This is a genomic window from Alteromonas sp. DYW1 (genome assembly GCF_059752595.1).
Map to the genome: position 1 here is coordinate 3,414,983 of NZ_CM186038.1, position 25,672 is coordinate 3,440,654.

18 protein-coding genes and 2 pseudogenes are annotated in these 25,672 nt (G+C 43.3%); 9 read left to right on the forward strand and 11 right to left on the reverse strand.

Annotated features, from left to right (window positions below; translation table 11 throughout):
- Positions 1–20 precede the first annotated feature (20 nt).
- Genes dbpA through pyrC form a run of 3 tightly spaced genes read right to left on the reverse strand, consistent with a single transcriptional unit; the run spans position 21 to position 4,033 of the window.
- Positions 21–1,421 carry an ATP-dependent RNA helicase DbpA gene (dbpA, locus tag AC121Z_RS15545; RefSeq protein ID WP_498125138.1) on the reverse strand — a complete coding sequence of 467 codons (1,401 nt, stop codon included), beginning with the start codon at positions 1,419–1,421 and terminating at the stop codon, positions 21–23.
- Positions 1,414–2,985 carry a substrate-binding periplasmic protein gene (locus tag AC121Z_RS15550; protein WP_498125140.1) on the reverse strand — a complete coding sequence of 524 codons (1,572 nt, stop codon included), beginning with the start codon at positions 2,983–2,985 and terminating at the stop codon, positions 1,414–1,416. The genes dbpA and AC121Z_RS15550 overlap by 8 nt, the downstream gene beginning before the upstream one ends.
- A 10-nt stretch (positions 2,986–2,995) precedes the next feature.
- Positions 2,996–4,033, reverse strand: a complete 1,038-nt coding sequence (pyrC, locus tag AC121Z_RS15555) for a dihydroorotase (protein WP_498125142.1) — start codon at positions 4,031–4,033, stop codon at positions 2,996–2,998.
- A 161-nt stretch (positions 4,034–4,194) separates the two neighbouring features.
- On the opposite strand from pyrC, the gene AC121Z_RS15560 reads away from it, so the two are divergent.
- The gene (locus tag AC121Z_RS15560; RefSeq protein ID WP_498125143.1) at positions 4,195–5,916 is read left to right on the forward strand and encodes a bifunctional lysophospholipid acyltransferase family protein/GNAT family N-acetyltransferase; all 1,722 of its coding nucleotides are present in this window, start codon (positions 4,195–4,197) and stop codon (positions 5,914–5,916) included.
- Here AC121Z_RS15560 and AC121Z_RS15565 read toward each other — a convergent pair.
- Positions 5,901–6,407, reverse strand: coding sequence for a DinB family protein (locus AC121Z_RS15565; protein WP_498125145.1), 507 nt, complete (start codon positions 6,405–6,407; stop codon positions 5,901–5,903). The two genes, AC121Z_RS15560 and AC121Z_RS15565, sit on opposite strands and share 16 nt — an antisense overlap.
- A gap of 325 nt (positions 6,408–6,732) precedes the next feature.
- Between AC121Z_RS15565 and AC121Z_RS15570 the strand changes: the two genes are divergently transcribed.
- Together AC121Z_RS15570 and AC121Z_RS15575 are read left to right on the forward strand one after the other, a co-directional pair.
- Entirely contained in the window at positions 6,733–7,272 is a 540-nt protein-coding gene (locus AC121Z_RS15570) for a helix-turn-helix domain-containing protein (protein ID WP_498125147.1), read from the forward strand.
- 48 nt (positions 7,273–7,320) lie between these two features.
- Complete coding sequence (locus AC121Z_RS15575) at positions 7,321–7,764, forward strand: hypothetical protein (RefSeq protein WP_498125148.1); 444 nt, start codon at positions 7,321–7,323, stop codon at positions 7,762–7,764.
- A 44-nt stretch (positions 7,765–7,808) separates the two neighbouring features.
- Here AC121Z_RS15575 and AC121Z_RS15580 read toward each other — a convergent pair whose 3' ends face one another.
- Positions 7,809–9,089: an ABC transporter substrate-binding protein gene (locus AC121Z_RS15580; RefSeq protein WP_498125149.1), complete on the reverse strand. Its 1,281-nt coding sequence runs from the start codon at positions 9,087–9,089 to the stop codon at positions 7,809–7,811.
- A 165-nt stretch (positions 9,090–9,254) separates the two neighbouring features.
- A pseudogene (locus tag AC121Z_RS15585) lies at positions 9,255–9,794 on the reverse strand (lipocalin family protein).
- Positions 9,795–9,886: 92 nt separating this feature from the next.
- Between AC121Z_RS15585 and AC121Z_RS15590 the strand changes: the two are divergent.
- From AC121Z_RS15590 to gloA2, 3 genes are read left to right on the forward strand one after another with little or no spacing between them, the layout of a single operon-like run.
- Positions 9,887–10,864: an aldo/keto reductase gene (locus AC121Z_RS15590; protein ID WP_498125151.1), complete on the forward strand. Its 978-nt coding sequence runs from the start codon at positions 9,887–9,889 to the stop codon at positions 10,862–10,864.
- 15 nt (positions 10,865–10,879) lie between these two features.
- Entirely contained in the window at positions 10,880–12,997 is a 2,118-nt protein-coding gene (locus AC121Z_RS15595; protein ID WP_498125153.1) for an alpha-amylase family glycosyl hydrolase, read from the forward strand.
- On the forward strand, positions 12,994–13,413 hold the full coding sequence (gene gloA2, locus AC121Z_RS15600) for an SMU1112c/YaeR family gloxylase I-like metalloprotein (RefSeq protein WP_498125155.1): 420 nt from the start codon (positions 12,994–12,996) through the stop codon (positions 13,411–13,413). The genes AC121Z_RS15595 and gloA2 overlap by 4 nt, the downstream gene beginning before the upstream one ends.
- Positions 13,414–13,669: 256 nt before the next feature.
- Here gloA2 and AC121Z_RS15605 read toward each other — a convergent pair whose 3' ends face one another.
- The 4 genes from AC121Z_RS15605 to AC121Z_RS15620 form a co-directional block, all read right to left on the reverse strand.
- Positions 13,670–14,497 carry a hypothetical protein gene (locus AC121Z_RS15605; RefSeq protein ID WP_498125157.1) on the reverse strand — a complete coding sequence of 276 codons (828 nt, stop codon included), beginning with the start codon at positions 14,495–14,497 and terminating at the stop codon, positions 13,670–13,672.
- Positions 14,498–15,043: 546 nt separating this feature from the next.
- Positions 15,044–15,475, reverse strand: a complete 432-nt coding sequence (locus AC121Z_RS15610) for a hypothetical protein (protein WP_498125159.1) — start codon at positions 15,473–15,475, stop codon at positions 15,044–15,046.
- A gap of 114 nt (positions 15,476–15,589) precedes the next feature.
- Positions 15,590–16,246: a hypothetical protein gene (locus tag AC121Z_RS15615; protein ID WP_498125160.1), complete on the reverse strand. Its 657-nt coding sequence runs from the start codon at positions 16,244–16,246 to the stop codon at positions 15,590–15,592.
- A gap of 482 nt (positions 16,247–16,728) precedes the next feature.
- Entirely contained in the window at positions 16,729–18,801 is a 2,073-nt protein-coding gene (locus AC121Z_RS15620) for a hypothetical protein (RefSeq protein ID WP_498125162.1), read from the reverse strand.
- 434 nt (positions 18,802–19,235) lie between these two features.
- Between AC121Z_RS15620 and AC121Z_RS15625 the strand changes: the two are divergent.
- The 3 genes and pseudogenes from AC121Z_RS15625 to AC121Z_RS15635 form a co-directional block, all read left to right on the forward strand.
- Positions 19,236–19,355: pseudogene (locus AC121Z_RS15625) on the forward strand (IS110 family transposase); the annotation flags it as partial.
- Positions 19,356–19,667: 312 nt separating this feature from the next.
- The gene (locus AC121Z_RS15630) at positions 19,668–23,708 is read left to right on the forward strand and encodes a PKD domain-containing protein (protein ID WP_498125164.1); all 4,041 of its coding nucleotides are present in this window, start codon (positions 19,668–19,670) and stop codon (positions 23,706–23,708) included.
- A gap of 544 nt (positions 23,709–24,252) precedes the next feature.
- On the forward strand, positions 24,253–24,453 hold the full coding sequence (locus AC121Z_RS15635; RefSeq protein WP_498125165.1) for a hypothetical protein: 201 nt from the start codon (positions 24,253–24,255) through the stop codon (positions 24,451–24,453).
- On the opposite strand, the gene AC121Z_RS15640 is transcribed toward AC121Z_RS15635, so the two are convergent.
- Complete coding sequence (locus AC121Z_RS15640) at positions 24,446–25,645, reverse strand: tetratricopeptide repeat protein (RefSeq protein ID WP_498125167.1); 1,200 nt, start codon at positions 25,643–25,645, stop codon at positions 24,446–24,448. The two genes, AC121Z_RS15635 and AC121Z_RS15640, sit on opposite strands and share 8 nt — an antisense overlap.
- Positions 25,646–25,672 lie beyond the last annotated feature (27 nt).

Here is a 25,672-nt window from a genome sequence, read left to right on the forward strand (position 1 = left end):
CCAAGTAAGCTTGGTTAAAGTTAACTGGCTGTGATAGGCGTTAATTTACGCGCCCGAATGCGTTTGCCTTTCACTTTGCCATCACGAAAAAACGCCATTGCACGTTTTACGCTGCGCAATTTCACTGCTACAAAACTGACCGTGGCAGTAACTTTTATCTTTCCAATATCGTCATTTTCAATACCGGCGTCTTTGGTCAGCCCCCCAAGAATGTCGCCCGGGCGCAATTTGTCTTTTTTACCTGCACTTAATTGTATGGTCGTAAACTCAGGCGCTATGATTCGATTGGCATGAAAACGTAATGCCTGAGCGCCCTTGCGCGGCAGAGCGCAATTCATCATCTCTTCGATCCGCGCGACGAATATATCTTCAGCTTCTGACGCCAGAGTTATGGCTATGCCCTTTTGCCCTGCGCGGCCGGTACGCCCTATTCTGTGAATGTGGGTTTCTGTATCTTCACTGACTTTATAGTTAATCACCAGTTCCACAGCGTCAATATCCAACCCACGCGCCGCCACGTCCGTTGCTACCAGCACGCGTGCACTACGTGCAGCAAACATGGCAAGCATCGCAGTACGATCGCGTTGCTCTAAATCGCCGTGTAAGCCAACAGCCGAGAAACCACTAGTAATCAGAGCATCGGTGACGAATTGAGTATCCTTCTTCGTGGTACAAAACACAATTGATGTTGCAGCTTGCTCATCGGTTAACACCGCTTGTAATGTCTGTAAGCGTGTGTGCTCCTCTACTCGATAAACCAGTTGCTGAATGTGAGCCACCGCTGTGCTGCTATCAACATCAACGCGCTCGGCATCTTGTGTAACCGCCTCGAGTAGGTCATCCATCGTAGTGGGAAATGTGGCGGAAAAAAGCAAGGTTTGATGTTGACTGGGTAACGCTTTTCCGATCGCGGTTAATTCATCTTCAAAGCCCATGTCTAACATGCGGTCAGCTTCGTCTAACACTAAGCTTTCTATTGCTGTAAGGTCTAAACGACGCTTGAGTACATGGTCCATCACTCGACCTGGTGTACCGACAACGATATTCGCACCATGTTTCAGCGAGGCAATTTGTGGTGGCACAGGCACGCCGCCACACAACGTAAGCACCTTCGTGTTCGCTATGTATTGTGCTGCTGCCCTTACCTGCTCTGCAACTTGCTCGGCCAGCTCTCGCGTTGGGCAGAGGATAAGCGCCTGTGGTTTCGATAACTCGGGTTTTACTCGCTGCAAAATAGGCAGTGCAAATGCCAGCGTCTTACCGGAACCGGTTTGCGCTTTGGCAATCACATCTTTACCGGTCAGTGCCAATGGAATCGCCGCCGCTTGAATTGGGGTCAAGTTGCTAAAGCCTGCTGCAAGAAAGTACTTTTTTATTGGATCTGCAAGTGGCAGTGAGGTTACTGAACTTGGGTTATTCATTTTCGGCTTTCCATAATTTAATAATACCTCCAGCCTCATGCATTTTTAATGCAGATTGCTGTGCATAGTCGGCCAACCAGTGCTCAACTAGCGCAACGTACTCACGTGAACTTTTCACCGCCGTAGCAGCTTTTTGTAAACGTTGGATCATGCCCTCATCTGTGCCTTGTTTTGAGATTGCTAAATAGGTGGTGGCTAACTGATAAGTAAAGACCTTTCTAATCTGATTGCAACGGGCAGACAAGATGTCACACATGACATCGACGCCACCATCGGAAAAGAATAAAAAGTCGGCATCGCCATTAAGAAAACGCGAAAGTACGGTGCCCCATGTATCCGCAGTAATCGCCTGATGGCCATGCTGTAATACCACTTCTTCCCGAAAGTCACCCTTGAGAACCGCAATTTTACTGTTCGGGGGCAAGGTCACTAAGCTCTGTGCTGGGCCAACGTCTTTATCGATGGTAAACAAAGAATACGCATTTTGGGTAATCGGGGTTATCCAATGAAACAGATCCTCACGCTCCGGCGTACGCGCCAAAGAAAACACCAGGACATCGGGCTTCATTGCACTTTCTACCAAGATACGTTGCCATGGTGCGGTAAGTATTTCGGTATTTAAACCCGCTTCAATCAGAACATTGCGTACCAATTCTACCGCGTAGCCCGTTAAGTTGCCGCGTTCATCGCGGTACGAAAACATTGGCTCCATGTTGGTTATCACCCACAGCGACTGTGATGGTGATGACTTAACATCGGCATGACCGAGCGTTATGACCCCCTCAACAACATCAACGTTAGGTGAAACGAGGCGTAGCTGAGGAAGCCACCGCTCGGTTAAATACTGAAACTGGCGACTTTTTATAAAGTCTGTGGCAGCGCGTGTTAATTTGACCGCGAGCCCACGATTTTCTTCGGTTTTCGGGACGGCCAGATAGCTGTAGGATACCGAATGTGTGAACACTTTGCGGATATTACCGCATTGCAAAACTGCGTTTTGGCAGGTTAAAGAGATACCAAGTTCTGAGAATAACACAGCGTCAACTCGGCCTAACAATACTGAGCCCAGCGCTTGCGCCCACGAGTCTAGCTCCACCACTGTGATCATTGGATTTTGACGTAAATATTCCTCGCGGTAGTCGCCACGAAGCACTGAGATAGCAATGGGCTGATTTATCTGGCTAATTGAGGTAAATGGTAAGTCTTTAGTCGCGAATAAACCGATTGCGTTGGCCGTCATCGGCGCGATCCAAAAAAATTCGTCCTCACGCTCTGCGGTCCGGCCTATCCCAGTCGCAATCGTATTTTTTTGTTGTTGTATTTGATTGATTAAGCGGGCAAACGGTAACGGGACAAATTCCGCCTCTAACTCTGCCTGTTGCAGCACAGCACGCGCAAATTCAACCGAGTACCCGCTCATTCTGCCATTATCAGCTTGCTCGCTAAAGACTGGTAACGGACTGGTTAGTACAGTGATCGATTGAGTTTCGTTGGCATTCGCACACGCCCCCGTTAAGCACATAACGAGCAAAAATAACCAAAAGCCAACCGAAATACGTTTCACAAAGAACCTTTTACTCAACTAACTGCCAATTCACCGCGCTTCCGGCCATGAAAGGAACGATATCTTCACCATTGGGTAATTTAATTGATTCAGGAATATTCCAGCGCCGACGCTCAAGGGTAATTGTATCTGTATTGCGAGGTAGCCCATAAAAATCTGCGCCGTAATGACTCGCAAACCCTTCTAGTTTATCTAGCGCATCGAGCTCCTCAAAGACTTGAGCGTAGAGCTCTATAGCACTCCATGCACTGTAGCAACCGGCGCAACCGCACGCCGATTCTTTCTTATGCTTCTCATGCGGCGCAGAATCCGTACCCAAAAAGAATTTTGGGTTACCCGACTGCACAACGCTGCGTAACGCCTGTTGATGAATATTGCGTTTCAACACTGGCAAGCAATAATTGTGTGGGCGGATCCCTCCAACGAGTAAATCGTTACGATTTAACATCAGGTGTTGTGGCGTAATTGTTGCTGCAACATTGTCTGAGCTGGCGATCACAAATTCAGCCGCATCTTGCGTGGTAATGTGCTCAAACACGACTTTTAATTCTGGGAAGTCACGGGTAATCGAACGCATGTGCTGGTCAATAAATGCTTTTTCACGGTCAAAAATATCCACGTGGCTGTCGGTAACTTCACCATGGATTAAAAGCAGCATGCCCTGAGTTTGCATTTCTTCAAACACTGGGTATAAGCTCGCAATGCCTTTTACCGCCGCATCGGAATTCGTCGTTGCCCCTGCAGGATATAGCTTACTTGCGACGATGCCCGACTGTTTAGCTAAGCGAATTTCTGCCGGCGTTGTGTCATTGGTTAAATACAATGTCACTAAAGGTTCAAAATCTGAGTGTTCTCCGGCGGCTTGCAAGATCCGCGTTTTATAGTCAAGGGCAAGTGCCGTCGTAGTCACCGGCGGCACCAAATTCGGCATGACAATCGCACGCTTGAAACAGCGCGCTGTAGCGGGGACAGTTTCTAGCAACATGTCACCATCGCGAAAATGTAAGTGCCAGTCATCCGGCGCTGTGATAGTCAATGAATTGAGCATAGAATAATTGCGGATCTCAATGAAACGGGTAATGATATTATGCCTGAAAGTACAGAGCGAAGCAGCACTTTGTCTTGGATTACGCCATTGGGCTGACCAGTTAGAAATTTAATCAGGCCGCATCGGGTCGATTACCCTTTAAGACATTAAGAAAATTAACCATGCAAAGAGCCGAAATATCCCTGCGTAGCCTAAGTGACAGCTCCAGCATTTTGACCCGAATTACGTTAACAATGCTCGATAAACTGTTAGGCGTGGCAAAGATGAATCGCCTGTATAAACAGCACCAGATGCAGGGGTTATCACGCGAGGACTTCGCTGATAAGTTGATCGAGCTGCTTGGATTGCAGGTTGAAGGGTTAGATACCTTGCAAGCACGGATCCCTCGTGAAGGACCTTTGGTTATTGCTAGCAACCATCCTTTTGGGGGTATTGAAGGCGTTATTCTCGCGCGCGCAATTGCACAAGTCAGACCCGACCTCAAAGTGCTCGCCAATCAAGGTCTGAAGATCTTTCCTGAACTGCGCAGTTTTTTCATCTTTACCAACCCACTGGCTGAGAAAGATCCGCGTAATGGCCCATCCCTAAGGCAGTGCAAACAACACATTCAACGCGGCGGTGCGTTATTAATCTTTCCGGCGGGGAAAGTCAGTTATTTTGACCGTCAGCGCGGCCGCATTCGAGAGCATCAATGGAATCGACTCGTCGCACGTTTAGCCCAAACTCCCAAATGTCAATATTTGCCCATTTTCGTCAGTGGTCAAAACAGTCGCTTCTTTTATTCGGTTGAACGCCTTTATCATCGCTTGAGGATGTTATTGTTGGGCCATGAATTGTTAAACAAACAAGGACAAGAAATCATTTTAGGCACAGGTTACCCAGTGCCCGCAAAACTAATTGAGAATGCAGATCAATGCCGGAGTCTCAGCTATGCCCAACAACCAGAGTGGCGGCAGAGTTGGCCGCCCAATCGGTATACCGAGTGCAAACCATTAGCACCACAGATAGATGCTAATCTGTTAAGCAAAGAACTAGCTGAATTACCTTCAGCTCAGTTGCTTGCCACGCATAGCCAATACGCAATCTACTATGCCTATCAAGCGCAAGTTCCGCATGTTGTAACTGAAATCGCCCGCTTACGTGAACTGGTTTTTAGGCAGCTAAACGAAGGGAGTGGCGAGCCTATTGATAGCGATCATTTTGATGCTACCTATACCCACTTATTTGTATTTGATCGGGATAAAAAAGAGATTATCGGTGCTTATCGAATGGGCCAGACGGATCGATTACTGGCCCAAGGCGATCGCGACCAGCTCTACTTAAATCGAATGTTTGCGTTTGCCCCAACATTCGTTAACCAACGTGAGCCTTGCTTGGAAATGGGTCGCTCATTTCTAGTACCGAGTATGCAGCGTTCCCGCCTAGGCTTGTTTTTACTCTGGCGCGGAATAGGGGCATTTGTTGCGCGCTTCCCGCAATATCGCACGCTATACGGCACGGTATCGCTCAGCAAACTCTATGATCCACGTAGTGTGAAGTTGATCGAACAAGCTTATGCGCAAAACTCTGACAATGTAAAACCGCGCGCTTACTTTGCGATGGCCGAACAGCCGGAACTAAGTGAAGCCTATACACAGAAAGAATTACAGGCATTGTTGCCGAGTTTGTTAGTCAGCCTAGAGGCTGATGGCAAGTCGATACCAGTCTTGATGAAGCAATACTTAAAGCTTGGTGCCACTTTTCATTGTCTCGGTATTGATAAGAACTTTAATGATACTCCAGGCTTCTTGTTGAGTGTTGAATTACCCAGAGCGCCGGCAAAACAGCTACAAATGTTCTTAGGTGAGAATTGGCAACACTATGTTGATTATCTGCCACGTTGATTTAGGTAGCTAATCGTCGCTGGCGCGTACCCAAAAAACGCCGGAACACCACCACCTTGTAAAGAGCGAATAATCGCAATCAACGAAAAATGATGGATCGCATGGCTCGACACAAACACAATTTCGCGCCCCAATGTAGACAAACATTTTTCGCTGTCTGATGCGCTAACTGACACTTCACTTTCAATCGCTATGGAACGATGGAGTGTGTTTGGGTCTAATTCATTCAACCACGCTACAATTGCCTTAATCGCTGCCATAGCCTCCTGCTTACAACTTTCGATATTGCTTGCACGATGGCGCTGATTGTAGTCCACATATCCCTGTATTTCGCCCTGCTCAAGCGCCTGATAATGATCAATGATATGTCGAAAATGTTGCCCAATAGAGCCGCTGAAATGTGGTGAAAGGACCTGCTGATACTCTTCAACCGTCAACGTTGATATTAGCTCAAGTGCTTGCTCAAGGACTTCAATATGGCTTTTCAGCATGAATAAGTGCGATCCGTGTTAAATAGTGATTGAAAAATAACCACTGCATTAGAGTAACAGATTAGACAGACCTGCCAAGTCGCAGAGTCATTTCATTATTCATTCTTATTTTTTCAAAGCAAATGGGCGATTTCTCACCGCTTCCAATGGCTTAGCATCAGTTACCCTGTTTCAGCATTGCAGCAGCTATAACAAAATAAAGTCATATAAAATAAGGCGTTGACAGCCAGTGTCGTATTGGTAACGTAGCGATAACGCTGCTGTTTCGTAAGGGAAATTGAGTTTTCTTGTTAGCTTGTGACTGAGCCAACGGGGAGACTCATTCGTGCTATTGAAAATTAACGCTAACAAACTAAAACAACTCCGCGAGAGCAAATGCTGGTCGCAGCAACAGCTTGCCGACTTGTCAGGTTTAAGTCTAAGAACCGTGCAAAGAATTGAAGCCAAGGCCGTAGCCTCGCAAGAGAGCACAAAATGCCTTTGCGCCGTCTTTGATATTGAAATTCAAGCACTATTAGACACAAGCGCGCTAATTGAAATGAGCGAAGAGGCTTCTGCTGGCGCAGAACAGCACGAAGACTTGCAGCTAACGTCGCATGTACCTAGCAAAGAAGCGGTACAGCAACATCAAACAGGCAAACAAGCGATCAAGCAATTATACATTGGCTTTGCTATCGTTTTTGTTAGCCATCTGTTTGGTTTTTACGGGATATTTTCAGCATTTGATATGCAGAAAATTGATCACGAAACCTTTCAATTGTTGAAGAACAGCTTATCCATTGTGTTGATCATTTCTGCGCTTATTTTTTTATGGAAGTACCTGCGTATCCAGAAAAAATATCAGCTTGGCTCATCTATTTTTTAAACCTTTAAACCGGCCTCAAAACCGTTTAACTCGATTAGGACTCCATAGATGAACAAAAAATCGCTCAATAAAAAGAAACTAGCTGTCACATTCGGTTTGTATGTCGTGATCTCTGCGACCTTAGCTATCGCACTGACCCTGTATTGGCAGATGGGTTTCCAAGTCTCACAATATACAACGGATGAGCTGCACCTATTGGCGGCAAGTTCTCAATTGATTATCATCGGAACAGCAATAATTGGCAGTTTAACAGCGCTTGTCTGCGCCTATGCAATCACAGCTAAAACTGGCTCACAAGACTACAAACACGCCTGTTACTTTGCCATTGGGCTAACCCTTTACGGCGCGCTGAGTATTATGCTCAATCCAGAGCATCACCTGTTACAACAAACTGCAAAACTGCTAACGCCCCTTCCCATTTGCATGTTCGGCGCTTGGTTGGCAATAGCACGGAGTCAGATAAAAAGTCGTCACACTCACTCTGCGGTCTGAATGAAGAAAACACCGCTGGTATTGATGTGCCGGCGGAAGCCTGCTTATGAAGATGGTTTGACTAAATACAATTGCCTAGCATCTTCAAGTTGCTTTAAAGCCGCTTGAATGGTTATTTCTTCACTCATGAAAGCGACAAAAATTTCTCCTGCAACCCGGCTAAATTCGGCATCAGTTTCGCGGTCAAAGTATTGCACCAGACCATCAGCGTGGTGCAAATGTTCTGCGCCGATCTGCAATAATGGATTGCTGACAGGTTGATAATCAATACGAGGGGAGATCACATCAACATATTCCGAGAAAAATACATGCGTCTCGTATGCGGATAAGAAAACCAGAAATTCTTTTACGAATGGCTTATTTTTTGCGTTTGCGGCAACCACAACAACATCCATCGGTGCGATTTCATAGCGCGGCATATCATTTTTAAATCGCGGAAAAGGGAAGAAACCAATATCCTTTAAAAGGCTATCTGGCGCATCCGCCAAAAAGAAATTTCCTTGTAGCATTAATCCAGTTTTAGCACGATAAAAAAAGGGTAGCGACTGCTGCCACGTCAATGCTGCGTGTGCAGTATCGAATGCGCCGGCTTCTATCAGCTGTTGCCAATGCAAAAATACACTTTCAACCTCAGCACTATCGAAGTTACGCTCTCCTGCCATTAATGCCAAATAATGCTCGCGCCCCAACAAACGTAACGCTAGGTAATCAAACCAAGCAAATGTCGTCCATGGACTTGCTCCGCTGAAATTTAGCGGACTATCTACAATTGTTGAGAGCTGCTGTACGGTTTTAATGAATTGATCCCATGTCACCGGTACCGATAATCCCCAACGTTGAAAGAAGGATTTACGGTAATACAACCCCCACTGATAGTAATCTAGCGGTACTGCATAGGGTTGACTACCAACGCTAACCAACTGCTTAGCAGAGTCTGGAAATACTGTGTCAAAGTCGCTTTCATGCCAGACGTCACCTAACTTGGCAATATTCCCACTGGCGATGAGTGAATCGAGTTGAGTGCCTGCGAATGCAATCATTACATCGATACCGCGCGTGTTACCTTGATTAAATTCGGCCACCCGTTGTTTATGAGATTCCATCATTTGTGACTTGATCTGTACATCAACTTCGGGATATTGACGTTCAAATCGACTCACCAGAATATGGTAAAACTCAAGTTGTGCGACAGAGGAAGGATTGGGTGCAAAATTTATCGAGTATCGCTCTTTAGCCGTGTTGGCGTACCCATTCGGGGCATATAGCGCAATAACACTGATAAAAAGCCATAATTGTAAGACAACTGGTTTAAACTTTAGACGCACACCATCCTCCACCACACGAAAAAAGGAAAGCCTCCATACTAATCGGACGACTCTTCGAGAGAACAGTTGTCACTGCACAAAGAGTAGCCTTATTTAGTCAACAATGCCACGCAAGACCAATGCATACAGCATCTTTGCTGACAGGGTTAGGAAAACCGTTCCGAGTTAGTGCTCTACCCAAATTAAGCGTTCCGTCGCATAACCTTGTTTCTCAGCAAACGCCAGTAACTTGGAGGTTATATCCTGAGGGAGATTAGGCGAGCGCGAGAGGATCCACAAATAGTCCTGATCGGGTCCTGTGACCAGCGAATATTCATACCCGTCCTGATCCAGTGCCATGATCACGTAGCTAGCATAAAAGGGACCAAAAAAAGACACTTTAAGATGCCCAACGGTCGTGGAATCAACAAAATAGGCTCACCCCAATGCTTCATTCCAATCTCCGCTAGCGGCATCAAACCCGCGATTGATGACTGCAACACCGCCATCATCACGCAGCGAATACTCAGCTGTTACCTTGCTTAAACCGCGTTCGAAGGAATGATCAAAGCGCGCAATTTCATACCATGTGCCAAGATAGCGTTCGATATTGAAGTCTTCCACAGGCTTAACTCCATTGGGGATTGATGTACAACCGCTTAATAAAGTCATTAGTAAAAAGATGACTATCAGCCCACTAGGCTTCGTATTCTTCGTTGTATTCATCAATTTATCCCCGCTTTATCGCTGAACTCTGTCACAATAGGCTACAAACGTATTCATACGCTTTTCAGCGCTAAATTGATTAAGCTAAAATTATGACAGTAAAAACATCATTACCTATTCACGCTTTGTTTCCGCACGCAAGTCAGCTCGTGTATGGCTGCATGGGGCTAGGCGGTGGATGGAACACGAACCCGGTAAGTGCTGGCGATATAAAGCATACACAAGAAGTCATCGAAACCTCGCTGGCACATGGCATCACCGTTTTTGATCATGCGGATATCTATACCTTTGGCAAAGCTGAAAAAGCTTTTGGTGAATGTCTTAGAAGAGCCCCTAAATTACGTGAACAGATGCTTGTGCAGAGTAAATGTGGGATCCGCTTTGCCGATGACCAAGGGCCAAAACGATACGATTTTTCTGCCACATGGATCCAACAATCAGTGGACGGGATTCTGCAGCGATTAAATGTAGAACAATTGGACATTCTACTGCTGCATCGCCCCGACCCATTAATGGATGTTATAGAAACCGCAGAGATCCTGAATAAACTGAGTAAAGCGGGCAAAATTAAGCACATTGGTGTGTCCAATATGCAAAGTGCACAAATTAGCTTTTTGCAAAAGCATCTGGATTTGCCAATTGTTGCTAATCAAATCGAAATGAGTCTACTGCAATGTGATTGGTTAGAAGAAAGCTTAACAACCGGCAGCGCAAGCGCCAAAGACAACAGTTTCGACAGTCATTTATTAACTTATTGTGCCGAGAATAATGTGCAGTTACAGGCCTGGGGTAGTTTGGCTCAAGGTAAATTCAGCGCAGCAGAGCGAGCGGAAAACGCTATCCAGCAAGCCACGGTAAAAAAGGTGAAGGAGCTTGCAGAAAAATACCAGTGCGCGCCTGAAGCCATCGTGTTGGCATGGCTACTGCGTTTACCGCATGCCATTCAGCCCATTATTGGAACAACAAATAGCACACGCATACAGGCCTGCGCTCAGGCTGTTGACATTCAGCTTAGTCGCGAAGATTGGTATTGGTTGTATCAGGAATCACGAGGTCAGGAAATTCCGTAAGTTTAGGAAAATCAAATGAAATATATAAGACTATCCGTTCTACTTTTGGCGATTACCGCACTCACAAGTGGCTGCGAAAAGGCCACGGATGAAACCGCCAGCATCGCTAGCACAGACTCATCCATGGCGATAGCTCCACTCACTGCAGCCGATCTTATTGTGTATAAAACGCCAGTGCGCGATGTTCGGGATGATGTTTTTTATTTTGTGTTACCGGATCGCTTTAATAATGCCAATCCGGAAAACGATAATGGTTCGAAAACGCAGTCGATATCCGCCGGCGGGCTTGATGTCACCTCAAAATGGGCATTCCACGGAGGAGACATACAGGGGATCGAGGAAAAACTCGATTACTTACAAAATCTGGGTGTTACTGCAATTTGGATGACGCCCATATTACGTAACCAAGCCATTCAGAATACGGGTTTTGCCCATCACGGTTATTGGATCTTAGACTTCACGCAAATTGATCCACACTTTGGCAGTAATGATGATCTAAAGAGCCTAATTGACGCTGCGCACGCGCGCGGGATGAAAATATTCTTTGACATTATTACAAACCATACCGCGGATGTGATCCGTTTTACCGAATGTCATAATTCAGATGGTAGCTTTAAAGCAGGCCTGTCGGGGTGTGAATATAAAAGTACTGAGCAACTGGCCAATGGCGATACTTATACTACTTTTATCCCAGCAGGACTTGAGAATGCTAAGACGCCAGCTTGGTTGAATGACCCTAAGTACTATCACAATCAAGGCGATAGTTTCTGGCAAGGTGAGAGCGCTCTAAACGGCGATTTTGTTGGCTTAGATGATTTGCGCACATCAGATCCGTTTGTCGTACAGGGCATGATCGATATCTATAAAAACATCATCAGTGAATTTAAACCTGACGGGTTTAGGATCGACACAGTAAAGCATGTAGATTTATCCTTTTGGGAAGTTTTTTCACCTGCAATAATGAACCATGCAAAGGCGGAAGGTATTGCGCATTTTTATATTTTTGGCGAAGTCTACGATGGCAATCCGGCGGTATTAAGTCGCTACACCACGCTAGGCAATATGCCCTCCGTATTGGATTTTGGTATTCAGTACGCAACCGCTGATTTCTTCTTCAAGGACCAACCCATTGATAGTCTGGCAAGGCTGATCCAAAACGACGACTACTATAATGACGCGGACAGTGATGCAACTCAGTTAATGAACTTCCTTGGGAATCACGATATGGGGCGGGTTGGCATGTTCATTCAACAGGCTCAGCCAGATGCGAGTGAGGCAGAACAACTTCAACGCAATCAATTGGCCCATGCGTTTATGTACTTATCCCGCGGGGTACCGGTGATTTATTATGGTGATGAACAAGGCTTTACCGGTGATGCTGGTGATGTTGATGCACGCGAAAATATGTTTGCTTCTAAAGTGGCTAGCTACAACGATAACGATCTGATTGGTACCAACGCTACCACTGCTGACGAGAACTTTGATCAGAGTCATCCACTTTATATTGGCTTGAGTCACCTTGCCAACCTGCGCTTGCAACACAAAACGCTGCGCTACGGATACCAGCATTTGCGGGAAGTCGAAGTTGCTGATGGCATTGATCCACAGCGCGTGTTGGCTTTCTCACGGATCCACCCAGACACGCTAGAAGAATATGTTGCCGTGTTTAATCCAAATGCAGAGACCGCGAGTGTCAGTGTAAGCGCCTATTCACCCTATACAGCAGTAGTTGCTGCAAACGATGCTACACAGCAAGACGGTCGTTTAACATTGACGGTTGCGCCCTACTCGTTTGCCCTTTACCGCGGTAGCAAACCGATACCATCGGTGCCGCCCACAGCCATTGAGCTATTAAGCCAACGGATTGAAAACGAGCGTGTTAAGTTTGAGTATGCGGTAACGCTCGCGCAGGACACTGAGCTAGCCGGTATACAGGTAACGACCTATGGAATTGATAGTGACGGTAATTCAATTGAATTAGCCACTGACTACACGGCAACCTATTCAGGAGTTATTCCGCCTCAGCGTTTGCAGAATATAACGGCCATCGAGGTCGTCGCACAATCTGCCAATGGCCATGAAATACGGCGCCAGTTTGCCCTCAATCCTGAGGTTTTGGCGGTCATCCAATGATGTCGAGTGCAATTTCAGGCATTCATCACATTGCTATAATTTGCAGTGATTATGAACGCTCAAAAGCGTTCTATTGCGACGTCATCGGCTGTACCGTACTGGCCGAAAATTACCGTGACGAACGCGATTCGTATAAGCTGGATCTGGCCGTACCCGGAGGCGGCCAGATTGAACTGTTTTCCTTTCCTAATCCGCCTTTGCGCCCCTCATCGCCAGAAGCCCAGGGGCTTCGGCATTTGGCGTTTGCGACGACCAATATCCAGCGCTCTATTGAGCATTTGCAAGCGCATGGTATTGCAGTAGAGGCGGTGAGAATTGATCCCTACACTAACCGCGCATTTACATTTTTCCGTGACCCAGACGACTTACCACTAGAACTGTATGAAATAGCAACGCCTAACGCTAAATACAAATGAGTGTTAAAAGGCTCTAGACTCACAATTACACAGGTGCTGGGGAATGGCCTATAGCATTTAATGGCACCTCTGGCGCTTTTATGGATTCAAATGTTAAGACTGACCGATTTGTGCCATTTGCTGCCGTTGGTTCGTCAACTAGCGTGCGGCAGCTGTGTAAGTAAAACAGTCGTTAAGGAATGGGTCTCAGTTCCACTCCATGAAAGGTTATGGAGTGTCTATTGAACTAGTAGCGATTCAAAGAACTAAGGTTTCATTAACTCGATTTATAAAAAGGCTGTTTTTGAAATTCGACCCCAATTAATGAAAACTTCGCTTTAATTTCGTTATGTAACTCTTTTGTCATGTACAGTGTTCCATTGATGATAATTGCTTCCAGCTCATGATTAATGAGTATTTCTTTAGGTAATATTTCCGTAAAGAATTTTCCATTAAAGTAGTCTTCCCAATGAAAACCACACACCTCACATTTTTTTATATGCTCTTCGCCAAAAAACTTTACCGCCCCCTCCACTAAGATAGGCTGTACAGGCTCTATAAATCGTTTATCTCGAACTTCATACATTTCCGTCTTGCCGCCGTTTATCACGGGAGTAAAATCAAACCAATCGTATCCTTTTAGTATTGAAGCCAGACGAGAGGATACAACACAGACATTAGCAACGCTCAATACTAAGTCTGGGCCCCACCTACTTGTTGCTAGTATGTCGCAATTTGGAAGCTGCGTTTTGTAACTGAGATATCTATCATTACGAACTCCCTTAGTTTTGCCACATGTTTTACAGACACCTTCCGTGTAATAACTATCAACAGTTTCTAACAAATGAGCGCCTTCTATCGGAACGCATTTAATTAAAGGTTTATAAAAATGATCTTTAACTCTCAAGTCTTCGAGATCTTGTTCATACTTAAAATATGGAGAAAAATCACCTTTCAGATCCATCAATTTTTCTGCCATATAAAACTCACATTCTTCCAATGAATCGGCTGTCACCCTTAAGTTTTTGTCCCCTGCAATCGTCATCGTAACTTTTCCATTCTCACTGCGAACTTTGCAAGTGTAGTAGTTGAAGTCATCAGCCATTTAATATCCCTTTATTTTTTATAGTTTTCATTACATACCCTTCAACCGTCAATTTCCTTCTTGTAAACTCAATGCAGAACGCAAAAACGATGAGACAAGAAGGCATTATTATCACCCTCTTAGCAGTCGTAAAGCGATTAAACTAGCATTTTCTGTAATCGGTATAACGACACCAATAAGACCTGCTGCTTCATCGTAACCTTGTGCCACTCACTTATTACAGCCTGACGCCTATATTCGAATGGTACAGGCCTGGTTAGGGCATTCTGATGAAAAAATAAAACTTATACTGATGCTCTCCAACAAGGTGCGAATTATGTAGTAAGCGCACTAGGTCGCTTTTCTTGATGTTGCTTTATGATTGAATGGCTGCTTTGGGCACCTAAGCTCCAACTCAATTTATAGTATATCTACTTATCCTAGTCGCTCGTTTCTGAATTTGAGTCAGGATTGGCGAGGGATTCCAAGCCTCAATTGCGGAAATGTGCCATAAGGCGACCAACGTAAACCAGTGATTGAATGATCAGTTTTTACGTGAAGCGGACTTTAAATGACGGCAACTATAAACATAGCAAGCACGGCTACTAAACCAGTGGTGCCTAGAAAGCCAAAAACTATTGTTGATGGTGAATTACTGGCGCTCAGTTTTTCAAACTCACTTAGGTTTTTGCTTAGCTTGCCATTTGCCGCATAAAATATATAAATCAATGCGACACAGCTAAAATAAACAATTAATCCATACTCGGACATAAGATTTATGATTACATCTAATTGCTCTAAGCCACTTAAAAAGAACGCCAATGTACCAATAAAAATTGTCCCCAAGATTGTCATGCAAAAAGAGGTTAAACTCAGAGCGTAAATAGTCGAGTCAAAGCTTGAGTTTTTTCTTTGTTTTATCGCTTTATAACTAGAAAGGAAAAGAACTTTAAACGGTTTAAAAAGCATATTATCTCTCAGGTCAGCGCTCTCTTTCATTTCTTTAGAGACTCGGGCAAGCAATTTGGGGATGGGGGTAACTGCCTGTAAAAAAACGGTATCTCTAATTGTCTATCCGGCAAGACTACAGATGCTATAGTGTTATTGATTTTACTACCTGTAAACCAAAGCGTTGTACTTTTCAGTTAACATGTTTTTCAAGTCATTTCGTTCTACTTCATTAATGAGCATCTTAATGTCTTCTATCACCATAGGATGGCTAAGATTAACTAATGCCAAGACAGCTTTATCAGAAATACCTTCTTTTTCAGTCAGAATAATTTCTTTTAGTACTTCTGCATCTTTGTGTTCACCTACCCAACCAAGAGCAGCTAAAGCATCAATTTGTATGAAAGTATTATCTGAATCAATATACTGAATAACATACTCACGCATACCTTGAATGCTCTCTGAATACAGGTCATTTCTTTTGCCCTGTCCAAGAAGTTGAGCGATCGTTAACCGAATTGAAGGTATCGTGAACAAATAGCTAAATTCTGAACCTTTAGACCAGAGAATAGCTAAATACTTTAACCTTTCGACTTTGTTATTAGTTCTGAGCCAACCAGAGTAAATAGCATTACTAATTTCTAGAAACGCATTTTCACAAGCAAACACTATTTCCAAGTCATCAATTTTTGGATAGCTTTCACACGGTAGAGATTCAGCATCAGATACCGTTGTTTTAATATTACTTTTCCATTCATCGGCATTTACCGGATACATTAGAAAAAGTAAAAAAATAATTGAAGCTTTTAATATCGAATTCACTATTTGCTCATTATGATTTTGGGCTATTTTTCTTCAGAAGATTCCGACTTATATCAGCCGCGAATATCTAGTTTTAAAATTAGAGAACGTAATTCTCATCTTCATGAACTATCGTAAAAATAACAAGTATCAAGAATTAAATCTTCAATTTGATTATATAAACCGATTGCAAACTCAACGTCCGCTTTAGCTCGCAGAGCCAACAGCCAGTCCTACCTTTCCGACTATCCGCAATTCGCTCAATGCTGCAATTGTCTCGGGGCTGATGCGACCTTCAAGTGCTCAATGGTTGAAAAGTGCCATTTGCAGATCATCTGAAACCAGCGGTTCAGCGATCACCTTGTATGTTTTGCCGACGTTTGAGTTTTAGAAGTGACTAGAGACAGAAGGCTCTTAAGCTGAAGCAGACATAGAATACACCCATTTCATCGCCCTCTAGTAGTCAATGAATTCCTGAAGCCTGTTTCAGTTGGTCATACTCTTCAGTTATGCGTTCTATAGATTTCCAACGGGTAACTAACTGCTTGACGAATTTGTGGGTGAAACAAGGCAATGTCTTCAAAGAACATATAATTTTCAACTTTTAGTCTGTGAAGTCGTTTGAAATGCTCGTCTTGTAATTCTGTTTTTGCGATTAAATCAATTAACAATGTCCTATAGTCTTTTTTGTCAAGGCCGTGCGCGGCGAGTTTTAAATCCAGTGCCAACATTAAAGCATCGCGACCATAAGGATGGCCACGTAAATCTTTACGGCGCTGAAAAGCTGGATCAGCTAATAGGTTTATTGCTTTATCGAAAGCATGGTGCTCTAACTTACTATAAATGATCCCTGGGTACGTGTTCTCATGAAGATAGAAGATTCGCTCTGTCTCAGTGTAATCGTCTGGAGTACCAGCTAAGCAAGATTCATAACTAAATAAGTTAAAGCTCATGTACTGAACGGTATCAAAGATGTCCTCCATCATGCGCTTACCGAATTTTTCACAGTAAACTTCGTTGAGTTGGTGTCGCTCAAAAGGAGTAAGTTGATCTATTTGTGCCTTCACGGTAGCGGGGATGTCCTGTAGCGAATGAGTAGCTGCTGCTAGCACATCTACTCTTTGAGTATCTTCACTCCTCTTCTCCATTTTGGCGTAATAGGCGTCAACCAAAGTCAGCGATTGTTGTTTCAACAACTGGATATTTTCGATAAAAGTGTTGTCGGCACTGACAAAGTCCAGAACGTTATCAATTCTGATAAGCGGTGGCACCAAAGACACTAGTCTTTGCTTAAGGGCACCACAGGTTTTTGACCTTGCATTGTATTCGTCTGATAGCAGTTGTCTATCTAGCGCTTCATGTTTCAGCTGATCTTGCAAACTCAATGGCAACGTAGAATCAGGGTGCATCCTAAACTTTTCGATGTGTCTAGGAGGAATCGATAAGGCATTTAACTGGTCGACAATTGGTCGCTCAAGCATAGCTGCGTAGCCAGCTAGCATACGACTCTTGGAAAAAGGTCCAGGAACTACATCAACGCGAAAACCCCGCTCAACTAAAAGAGCCATCATAACCTTTTGAGAATCGGTAAACTCTTGCTCTTCAGTATTCAATGTATCAAAAACGATAGTATTCAGCGGATTAAAGAAAAAGTCGGTATGTTGAAGATTAGGTTGCGCGAGGATTAGTCGCATTGCCTCTAACGACTCTATCTCTATTGCTGCTTGCAATGCCGTTTGAAGCTTGTTGTGTTTGGTATAAATCGGTGTGTTGTTGAAGTCGAAACTCGCAAGCAATTTCTCTAACGCCTCTTTGCTTGCCCCCGAACGAACCGCTTGAGTGAAAAGTAAGTGGCTAACCGGGTATTGAGCAGTAATATCGTCAACAAAGCTTAACGGCGCGGTTGCGAGACTATGACCAATAAAAACGTCTGGTGTCCACAAAAGTTTGTCTTTCCCACGACGAAACAATAACCCGCGTTTGCTATTGTTCTGCCTAAAGATATCAGCAGCCAGAACGGTTCGTTCAATATCGTGCTCTCTAACTGCATCAAAAACATCGCGCAGAAGATACCCCACTCTAGTAAATTGTTCCATTTCAGCACGAGTGGGTCGAAAAGGTGCTCGCTCGAAGTGCTGTGCTTCATTCTCTAGTAGTCGTCGGTATAACACTATAGGTGCTTCATAAGTGTTAAAGTACCCCTCACCTTGGAGTAAGAATACGGCATCTCTAAGAAGACGCTCATCTTCAATGCCTTTAAGTTTATCGTTGATAGCATTTTTTACGACTTCGAGTCGGTCCCAGACTTCTGTACTTTCGACTTCACATTGACTGTAGGCTTCACTGGCTGCATAGATTTGATACGCATTTTCCAACGTCGTTGCTGTATGCGCAGGTGTTGATTGACTGTTTATCTGAGCAGATAGCTCCGTAGCGACTTCAGACCTTGAAGTATCAACATTTTGAGTATCACTATTATGCGCTTTTTGCTCCGCGGGCAGAAAGAACAGCCTACCAATAATAATCGCAACTAAGCCAAGAGTGGTAGTACCCAAAAAACGCCTTTTGATTTGCATATAGTCCTTTATTGTCGTCACGTGGTTACATCATTTAACTGTATGCATTCTACCGAAATTTTATTAACTCGGCTTGCAGAGTTTGACACATCTTTTGCGTGGCAGAATAACTAGGATAGTCCTCATATCTAGTAAAAATTAGAACATTCCTAACGTCTGCAAAGTTGGTATGAACAAACAAAACCATATATATAACTATGGATCTGCTACTCGCTCTAAGCCGAAAGTAAGGCCGTAGTGGTGCGGATTTCCAACCTTTAACTTCAGAAATTTGCCACAAGGCGACGCTCAAAACCTTTAGATTTAATGAACGCTATGGTTGGATAGAGGAAGTTCAATGAATGATATGGACTCCCCACCTTTTCGGCATCGATCTGCCATAGTGAAATAGCGAGATTTCAAAAATTAGTGGGGAGTCCATATATTCTTAATTAAAGTTGTTTACAGAAGTAGCGAAATTATCGTGCTGTATCATTGGCATAGAAGCCTGCTCAGGGCCTCACTATTGGGAAAAAGAGTTCGGCAACCTAGGGCATGATGTTCGAATCATGGCGTAGAAGTTTGTCATTCCTTATCGCCAGAGCGAGAAAATGATGCGAACGTTAATATGTAATTTTGCAATTTAAATCGGCTTAATACTGCCAATGGTTATTGCTCGCCAATGGAATATTAACTGTACTTTAGAAAAGTGTCCTGAAAAATTTGAGTAGGATAGTCTGGAGCCCCTAGCAGAATTGCCAGCCAATTCCGAAGACCTGTTGTCTTGGGGGCAGAATTGGGCAAGGCGTAGATCAGCCTTTGGCTTCAATAGAAAAAATAAATTTTCTTGTCTATATTGGATACAGGAATCTTGACTAGGACTGCCAATGCTTATCCATTTTAAAACTATTCTTTCTACAATTATTATTATGTCCCTTTTCGCTTGTGGTGGAAGCGATAGCGGAGAAACAACAAGTCCCCCCCCAGATAAAAATTCAACTCCTATAGCAGATGCTGGTCCTGACCAAAATGTAGATGAGCAGAGCGTCGTCTCATTAGACGGCGATGGTAATGATTCAGATGGTTCAATAGTTAGCTACAGTTGGGTTCAAATTAGCGGAACAACAGTAACTTTAAGTGGTGCTGATACAAAAACCCCAACATTTATTGCTCCGGAACTTAGTTCTCAGGTTACCGTCACTTTCCAATTAACCGTCACAGACAATAGCGGTGCATCTGATACTGATACCGTAAATATTGAGATTGACCCTTTTCTGACAGCAAATGCGGGTAATGACGTCGAAGCTCTAGAAACTACTACCGTATCACTTGATGGTACAGCGAGCGAAGGCAATATTGTGTCTTATCTATGGTCAATTGATAGCGTGACATCAAATGCTGACTTAACTTTAGATAATCCAGAGTCTGCAATTGCATCTGTAAACATACCTGTTTTAAGTGGTACAGAATCATATACGTTTAAGCTTACATTGATTGATGATGACGGTAATACCTCTGAAGATACCGTTACTATGATTGCTCGACAGACACCAGGATTTAGTGTTGGTGAAGTGTCGGGTAATACCGTGACACCTAGTTCAATTGCAGAATTCACAGTGACGATTAACAGTGAACCAACTTCTGATGTAATCGTACCTGTTCAATCTAATGATACAACAGAAGGCGTTCCTAGCGTCTCCGAACTAATTTTCAATAAGGACAATTGGCGTCAGGGGCAAGTGGTTTCTGTTAGGGGGCAGAATGACGCTGTCGTCGATGGAGTTCAGGATTACCTCATCGAATTGGGTGCTTCACAGAGTGTCGATTCTTTCTATGAGGGAGTGAACATAGATGATGTTCAAATGAGAGGTATAGAACTTGCTGTTCAGGAGCCAGCTAATTTTGGCAAGTTTATCTCTATGCTAGAAAAGACAATACAACTTGAGGTGAATTATACAGGTAGTAATGTTTTAGTTTTTAGTTTAATCAATTCGCCAGAGTCAATGTCTATAGATGTTGATACCGGTGCCATTACTTGGATGGCTGGTTCAGAATATGAAGGGACGACAAATAATGTTTCAGTCTCTGTAACCGATGGAATCCTAACAGAAACGCTAACGTTTCCTGTGCAAGTGGCGTTAGTAAATACTGTTGGAACAAACGTATCTGGCAATATTATCAGTATTACTGATACTGGGCTTGAGGGGCTTAGCATTACAGCAGAAGCCGACGTAGATTTAACTATGTCGGAATTGGTTTATATTGCTGATGACGATGCCCCTCCCGTTCCCAATACAATCACACAGGTGAGTAGTATTATTCAAGTTAGAGGCGAGTCGATTGGAACATCTGAGATTAGCTTTCCCACCTCTCTAATTAGTAGTGGTCTTTCATTGTCAGGCATAAATATCTTCAGATACAGCGAAAATGTTACACATTCAGAAGAAGGTCTTTGGATACCAATTAGCATCGCGCCTGATTTAGTTGGTGATGGTATTAATTCACAAGTAACAGTTAGAAGTAACGAATTGTCTGGATTATTCATGATAGCTCATATTGAACCAACTTATGGCGTTGATTCAAATACAACGGCCGCATCACCTCCACGACAATCGACTTCAGAGTCTAATCAAATCACATGTACAATTTTGAATCAAAATACAGGTTCTGCCCAACATGGGTGTGAAGATAGCAATCAAACCTTTTATTATGTTATTCAAGGTTTCGTTAATTCTTCTGGAACTGGAGCGACTACACACTGGGGAGGGGTTACTGTTGAAGAGTTAGCGAGCTGGCTTCAAGAAGCGAAACAGAATTTTGACAATTTGGGACTTGTTTCCGATATCGTAGTCAATGTATTGATTACAGACAAAATATGGGGTTCTTCTTTCAAAGGACCGGGTCAATACTTCCATCCGAGTACTATAATTATTTTGCATCCAAGCCTTGTTGAAGATGGAACGTTTATGAAAACGGTTGCTCAACACGAGTATTTCCATAACGCTCAAAAAAAATCAATCGAGAATAATGGTGGTACAAAGAACCTCGAGTTTGATAAATCGAAAAAATGGATCACTGAAGGCACTGCTAGATGGTTTGACGATTACGTAAATGACGATGATGATATTTATCTTAATTATACCAATACTGTTTCGAAGCCTTTGCCGAGACTATTAGATAAAGGGGTGAACAATCAAAGTTCATATATTAATAGTAAGTTTTCTCATTACGACTGGTTTTCTTTTTGGAAGCTTTTAAGTGAACGATGCGACTTTACGGCGGTAAACACAGACGGCAATTATCCACTGGTAGAGTTATTTTTGGGGCTTGAAGATGGCACTCAAGGTGCTGACACATTGGAACAATTGCTACCAAAACAAAACTGTAGCTTTGGCGGTCAGCTCGGACCAGTAAACCAATCTACATTAAAGGCTGCATTATCGTTTTATCAATATGCGACAGCAAAAGAAAATAGAATGTCTCTTCTTGATCCTAACGAGATTGACGCATCATCAAACGGCGTACGTTTTATTCAAACTAAAAATACTTTTAATAAAAGTGATCTTGTAAATACAAACGGCACTGCAAGCATTAGATTAAATGATTATGGGTACCTTTTTAGAAACGCCGCTAAATCATTTTTTCTAGATGCGGATATCTTTGATGAGGCTCAAGGTAGAGAAGTCAAACTTTCTTTGGATACATCTGGGTTAGATGCTTCAAAAAACGAAAAGCTAATTGTTTCTATTGTTAGTGATGACCCAACATTTGTAGGTAACTCTTTATTAGATAATAAGCAGCATTTAAATTTGGTATTCGATAATAGTAATAGTGTATACATATTTACGAATGAACAGCGTTTACCAATGTTTGTTACTGTAATCAATCCGAATGAAAATCCTATCACGATAGCTGATGTGACGTTGTCAATGGAGCAGGTAACGGATTACTTTTCTGAATATGAAATGACTGTTACCGCAATTGAAGACGATCCACCAATTGAATTCACTGTTCCACAGCCAACACCTGAATGTCCAGACTGCGAAGAGATAGTGTCATTTTCCTGTAGTAATGGACTTGTGGTAGGAGATAGGGAAATAGGCTCTGAACGATGGAACTTTGACTCAGCAAACAATAGTGTTCGAATTAGATCGTTGAATAACGAGTATGATGATAGTTACAGTTACACAGCGGTTTATGAACCAACAACTGGCAATATTTCAGATTTTTCAGAGGATGATTCGGTTCAAGACGATTTTATATTATATGACTCTGGTGACTTTGATATTACGTTAGACCAAAACTTGTCTTCTGACGAAGAATTAATATATACAGGTCGATATGTTGAGTTTTCACGAATAACTTATGCTCCAGATCCTACTAAGATTGTTGAATGTTCAGAAGAGTATGATGTTTTAGTACGTGCTGTACCTCTACCAGAGATTTCTGAAGTTGATTATCAAGCAACCGCAATAACAGTGATAGAGGACCCAGCGATTGACTTTACAATCACACCGCCAGGTTGTCCCGAATGTGAACAACAATATTCTGTTTCCTGTAGCACAGGTATTGAAGTCGGGGATGACGAAAATGGTACAGAAGAATGGGTATTCAATTACTCAGGTAGTGATATTCTCATAATGTCAGGTGTTAATGATGTTGATGCTGGTTACTCTTTTTTAGCAAATTATAATCCATCAACGCAGGCAATTTCTCACTTTGAAGAAGAGACTGAAGTAGATAATGACTATATCTATTACAACTCTGGTTATCTCGATATCACATTCGATGAATCTCAATCTAGTCAGGATATTGATGTTTACACTGGAACGTATTTGGAAACGAATAGAACAACCTATGCTCCAAATCCAACTTACTCAGTGCAGTGTGACTATACTTACGATATTTCGTTTTCTGTTAACCCATAAGAGATGAAGATTCGTAATTCTAATTAAGACTGGGCAAAAACCGATGAGTTAGTTCATCGGTTTGCTTCACTCTTTAGCCTATTTGGGTGTGAACATTAAAATCATGTTCGACCTCACCAAGCTCTGAATAATCTGACGCCCCAATGAGTTCGTGGCACAGATACAAAATGAACAGCGTGAACTCATCTAGTTAGTTGTTCTAATAATGGTGGCCGGTCAATAATTGAAAAATCTCATCGAGGGATTGGTATTAATCTAGGTTAAAGGTCAGAATCAAGAGCAAAGAGTCATGAATGTCCGGTAATGTCTTCAGCAGACCATCGCCTTGGCTGTGGTGACGATCCGCTACTCGCTCATGTATACCCTCCCTTCTGCTGCAACTTACAGGGCAATTGGTAACTAGATTATTTGGTTAACGCCAAGATTAATTGTTGGGTACAAGAAAAATACTAAAAATAAAAAATCCAAAACCGCTGCTGCTGTCTATAATTTAATCAACAGGGAAAATTACGCTTATCTAAGGGAAAGGATAATGGGCAACGATATGAAAAAAACAGAATTTTTATGTCCGGATTGTGGGTCAATTAATAAAATTGATGCCGCTGTATGCAGAGAAAAATATCACGAATATCAAGTGTGTTGTCAGCGTTGCAACCATTTATTGGAGATCGTCGTTGCGGATGGCCTTGGTGACCAGCTCAATGTAATCGCCAGCAGCTTAGACAATGATGAGGCGACTAATTAATTGCTTCATCATCAACGATAGCTAAGACCGCCCGCTTCTGTTGATAAAGTCTTTCAGTTTCAGGTTGCTGAGCAAGTTCTGCGGCTTTGCGCAATGATTCATCAGCCGCTGCTTGTTGGCCGGTAAGATAATAGCTTTTGGCCAGAGAGAAGTAAGCTTCATGTAAGTAGGGCGCTCGCTCAAGTGTTTTAGTTAGCATAGAGCGTGCGATATGATGCTTGCCTTGCTGAATTCTCTCGTTGGCTAAATCCAGCCAGCGGTATGGGTTCGAATCGTCACTTTGCGACAGCGCAGTATTGAGTTCTTCTGCTTCAGCAACAAATCCTTTGGCACGCGCTAAAACAGCATAATTGGCTAACAAATTGAGGGACTCAGCACCCTGATTTACTGCATATCGGTATAACGTTAGCGCTTTTGTTGAAAATCCCATCTTGTTCAAGACTACAGCCATAGCATTCAATGATTCGGCATCATTGGGAGCGATTTGCAGCGCCTTGTGCAATAAATCATAGGCTCGAATTAACTGCCCACGTATGATCGCCTCACTCGCTAAATTTCGGTAATACATGGCAAAAAACGTTTCATTGGTGATCATATTGCCCCGAATGTTGCCACGCTCGGGGTAGTAGTCGATGATGATTTTACCGCGGATCACTGATGTTTTAAGTTCTTCTGCTGATAATTCCTCGAATAAGTGAGTTCGCACATGGGTCGAGAGCGTCATTACGTTATCAAAACGTCGATAAACCGGCGCGGCACTTACCTCCTGATAGGCAACTTCAAGTCCGGCCAAATCTGCTAACGCAGTAGTTAGAATTGCCAAGGAGAGACAGTTGCCACTTTGTGTGGCAAACGCGGTTTTGGCGTCGTATGTATCACCTAAGTAAGTAAATCCGACATACAAATTATCAATATAGTTGTACAGCCGTTTATGTTTAGCAACATCGGCGCGGTTCGGATCGGTAAAGTAGTTTAAAAAGTGCGCTTGCTGTTCAGGTGTTAATGCAAACAGTTGTGACGTATCAGGCGGTTTATTTGCGCTTGGAATGTCATCGACAACCAGCATCTTCTGTAACGCTTGTGGCATGCCTTTGTGAGCATGGGGGTTTACTTCAACTGAGACGGGAGTAGGGTTTGTCAGCGCACATCCTGCACTGGTAAGCGCTAAAACAACTAACCAACAATAGCGCATATCGCTTGAACCTTATTCCTTGGAAAC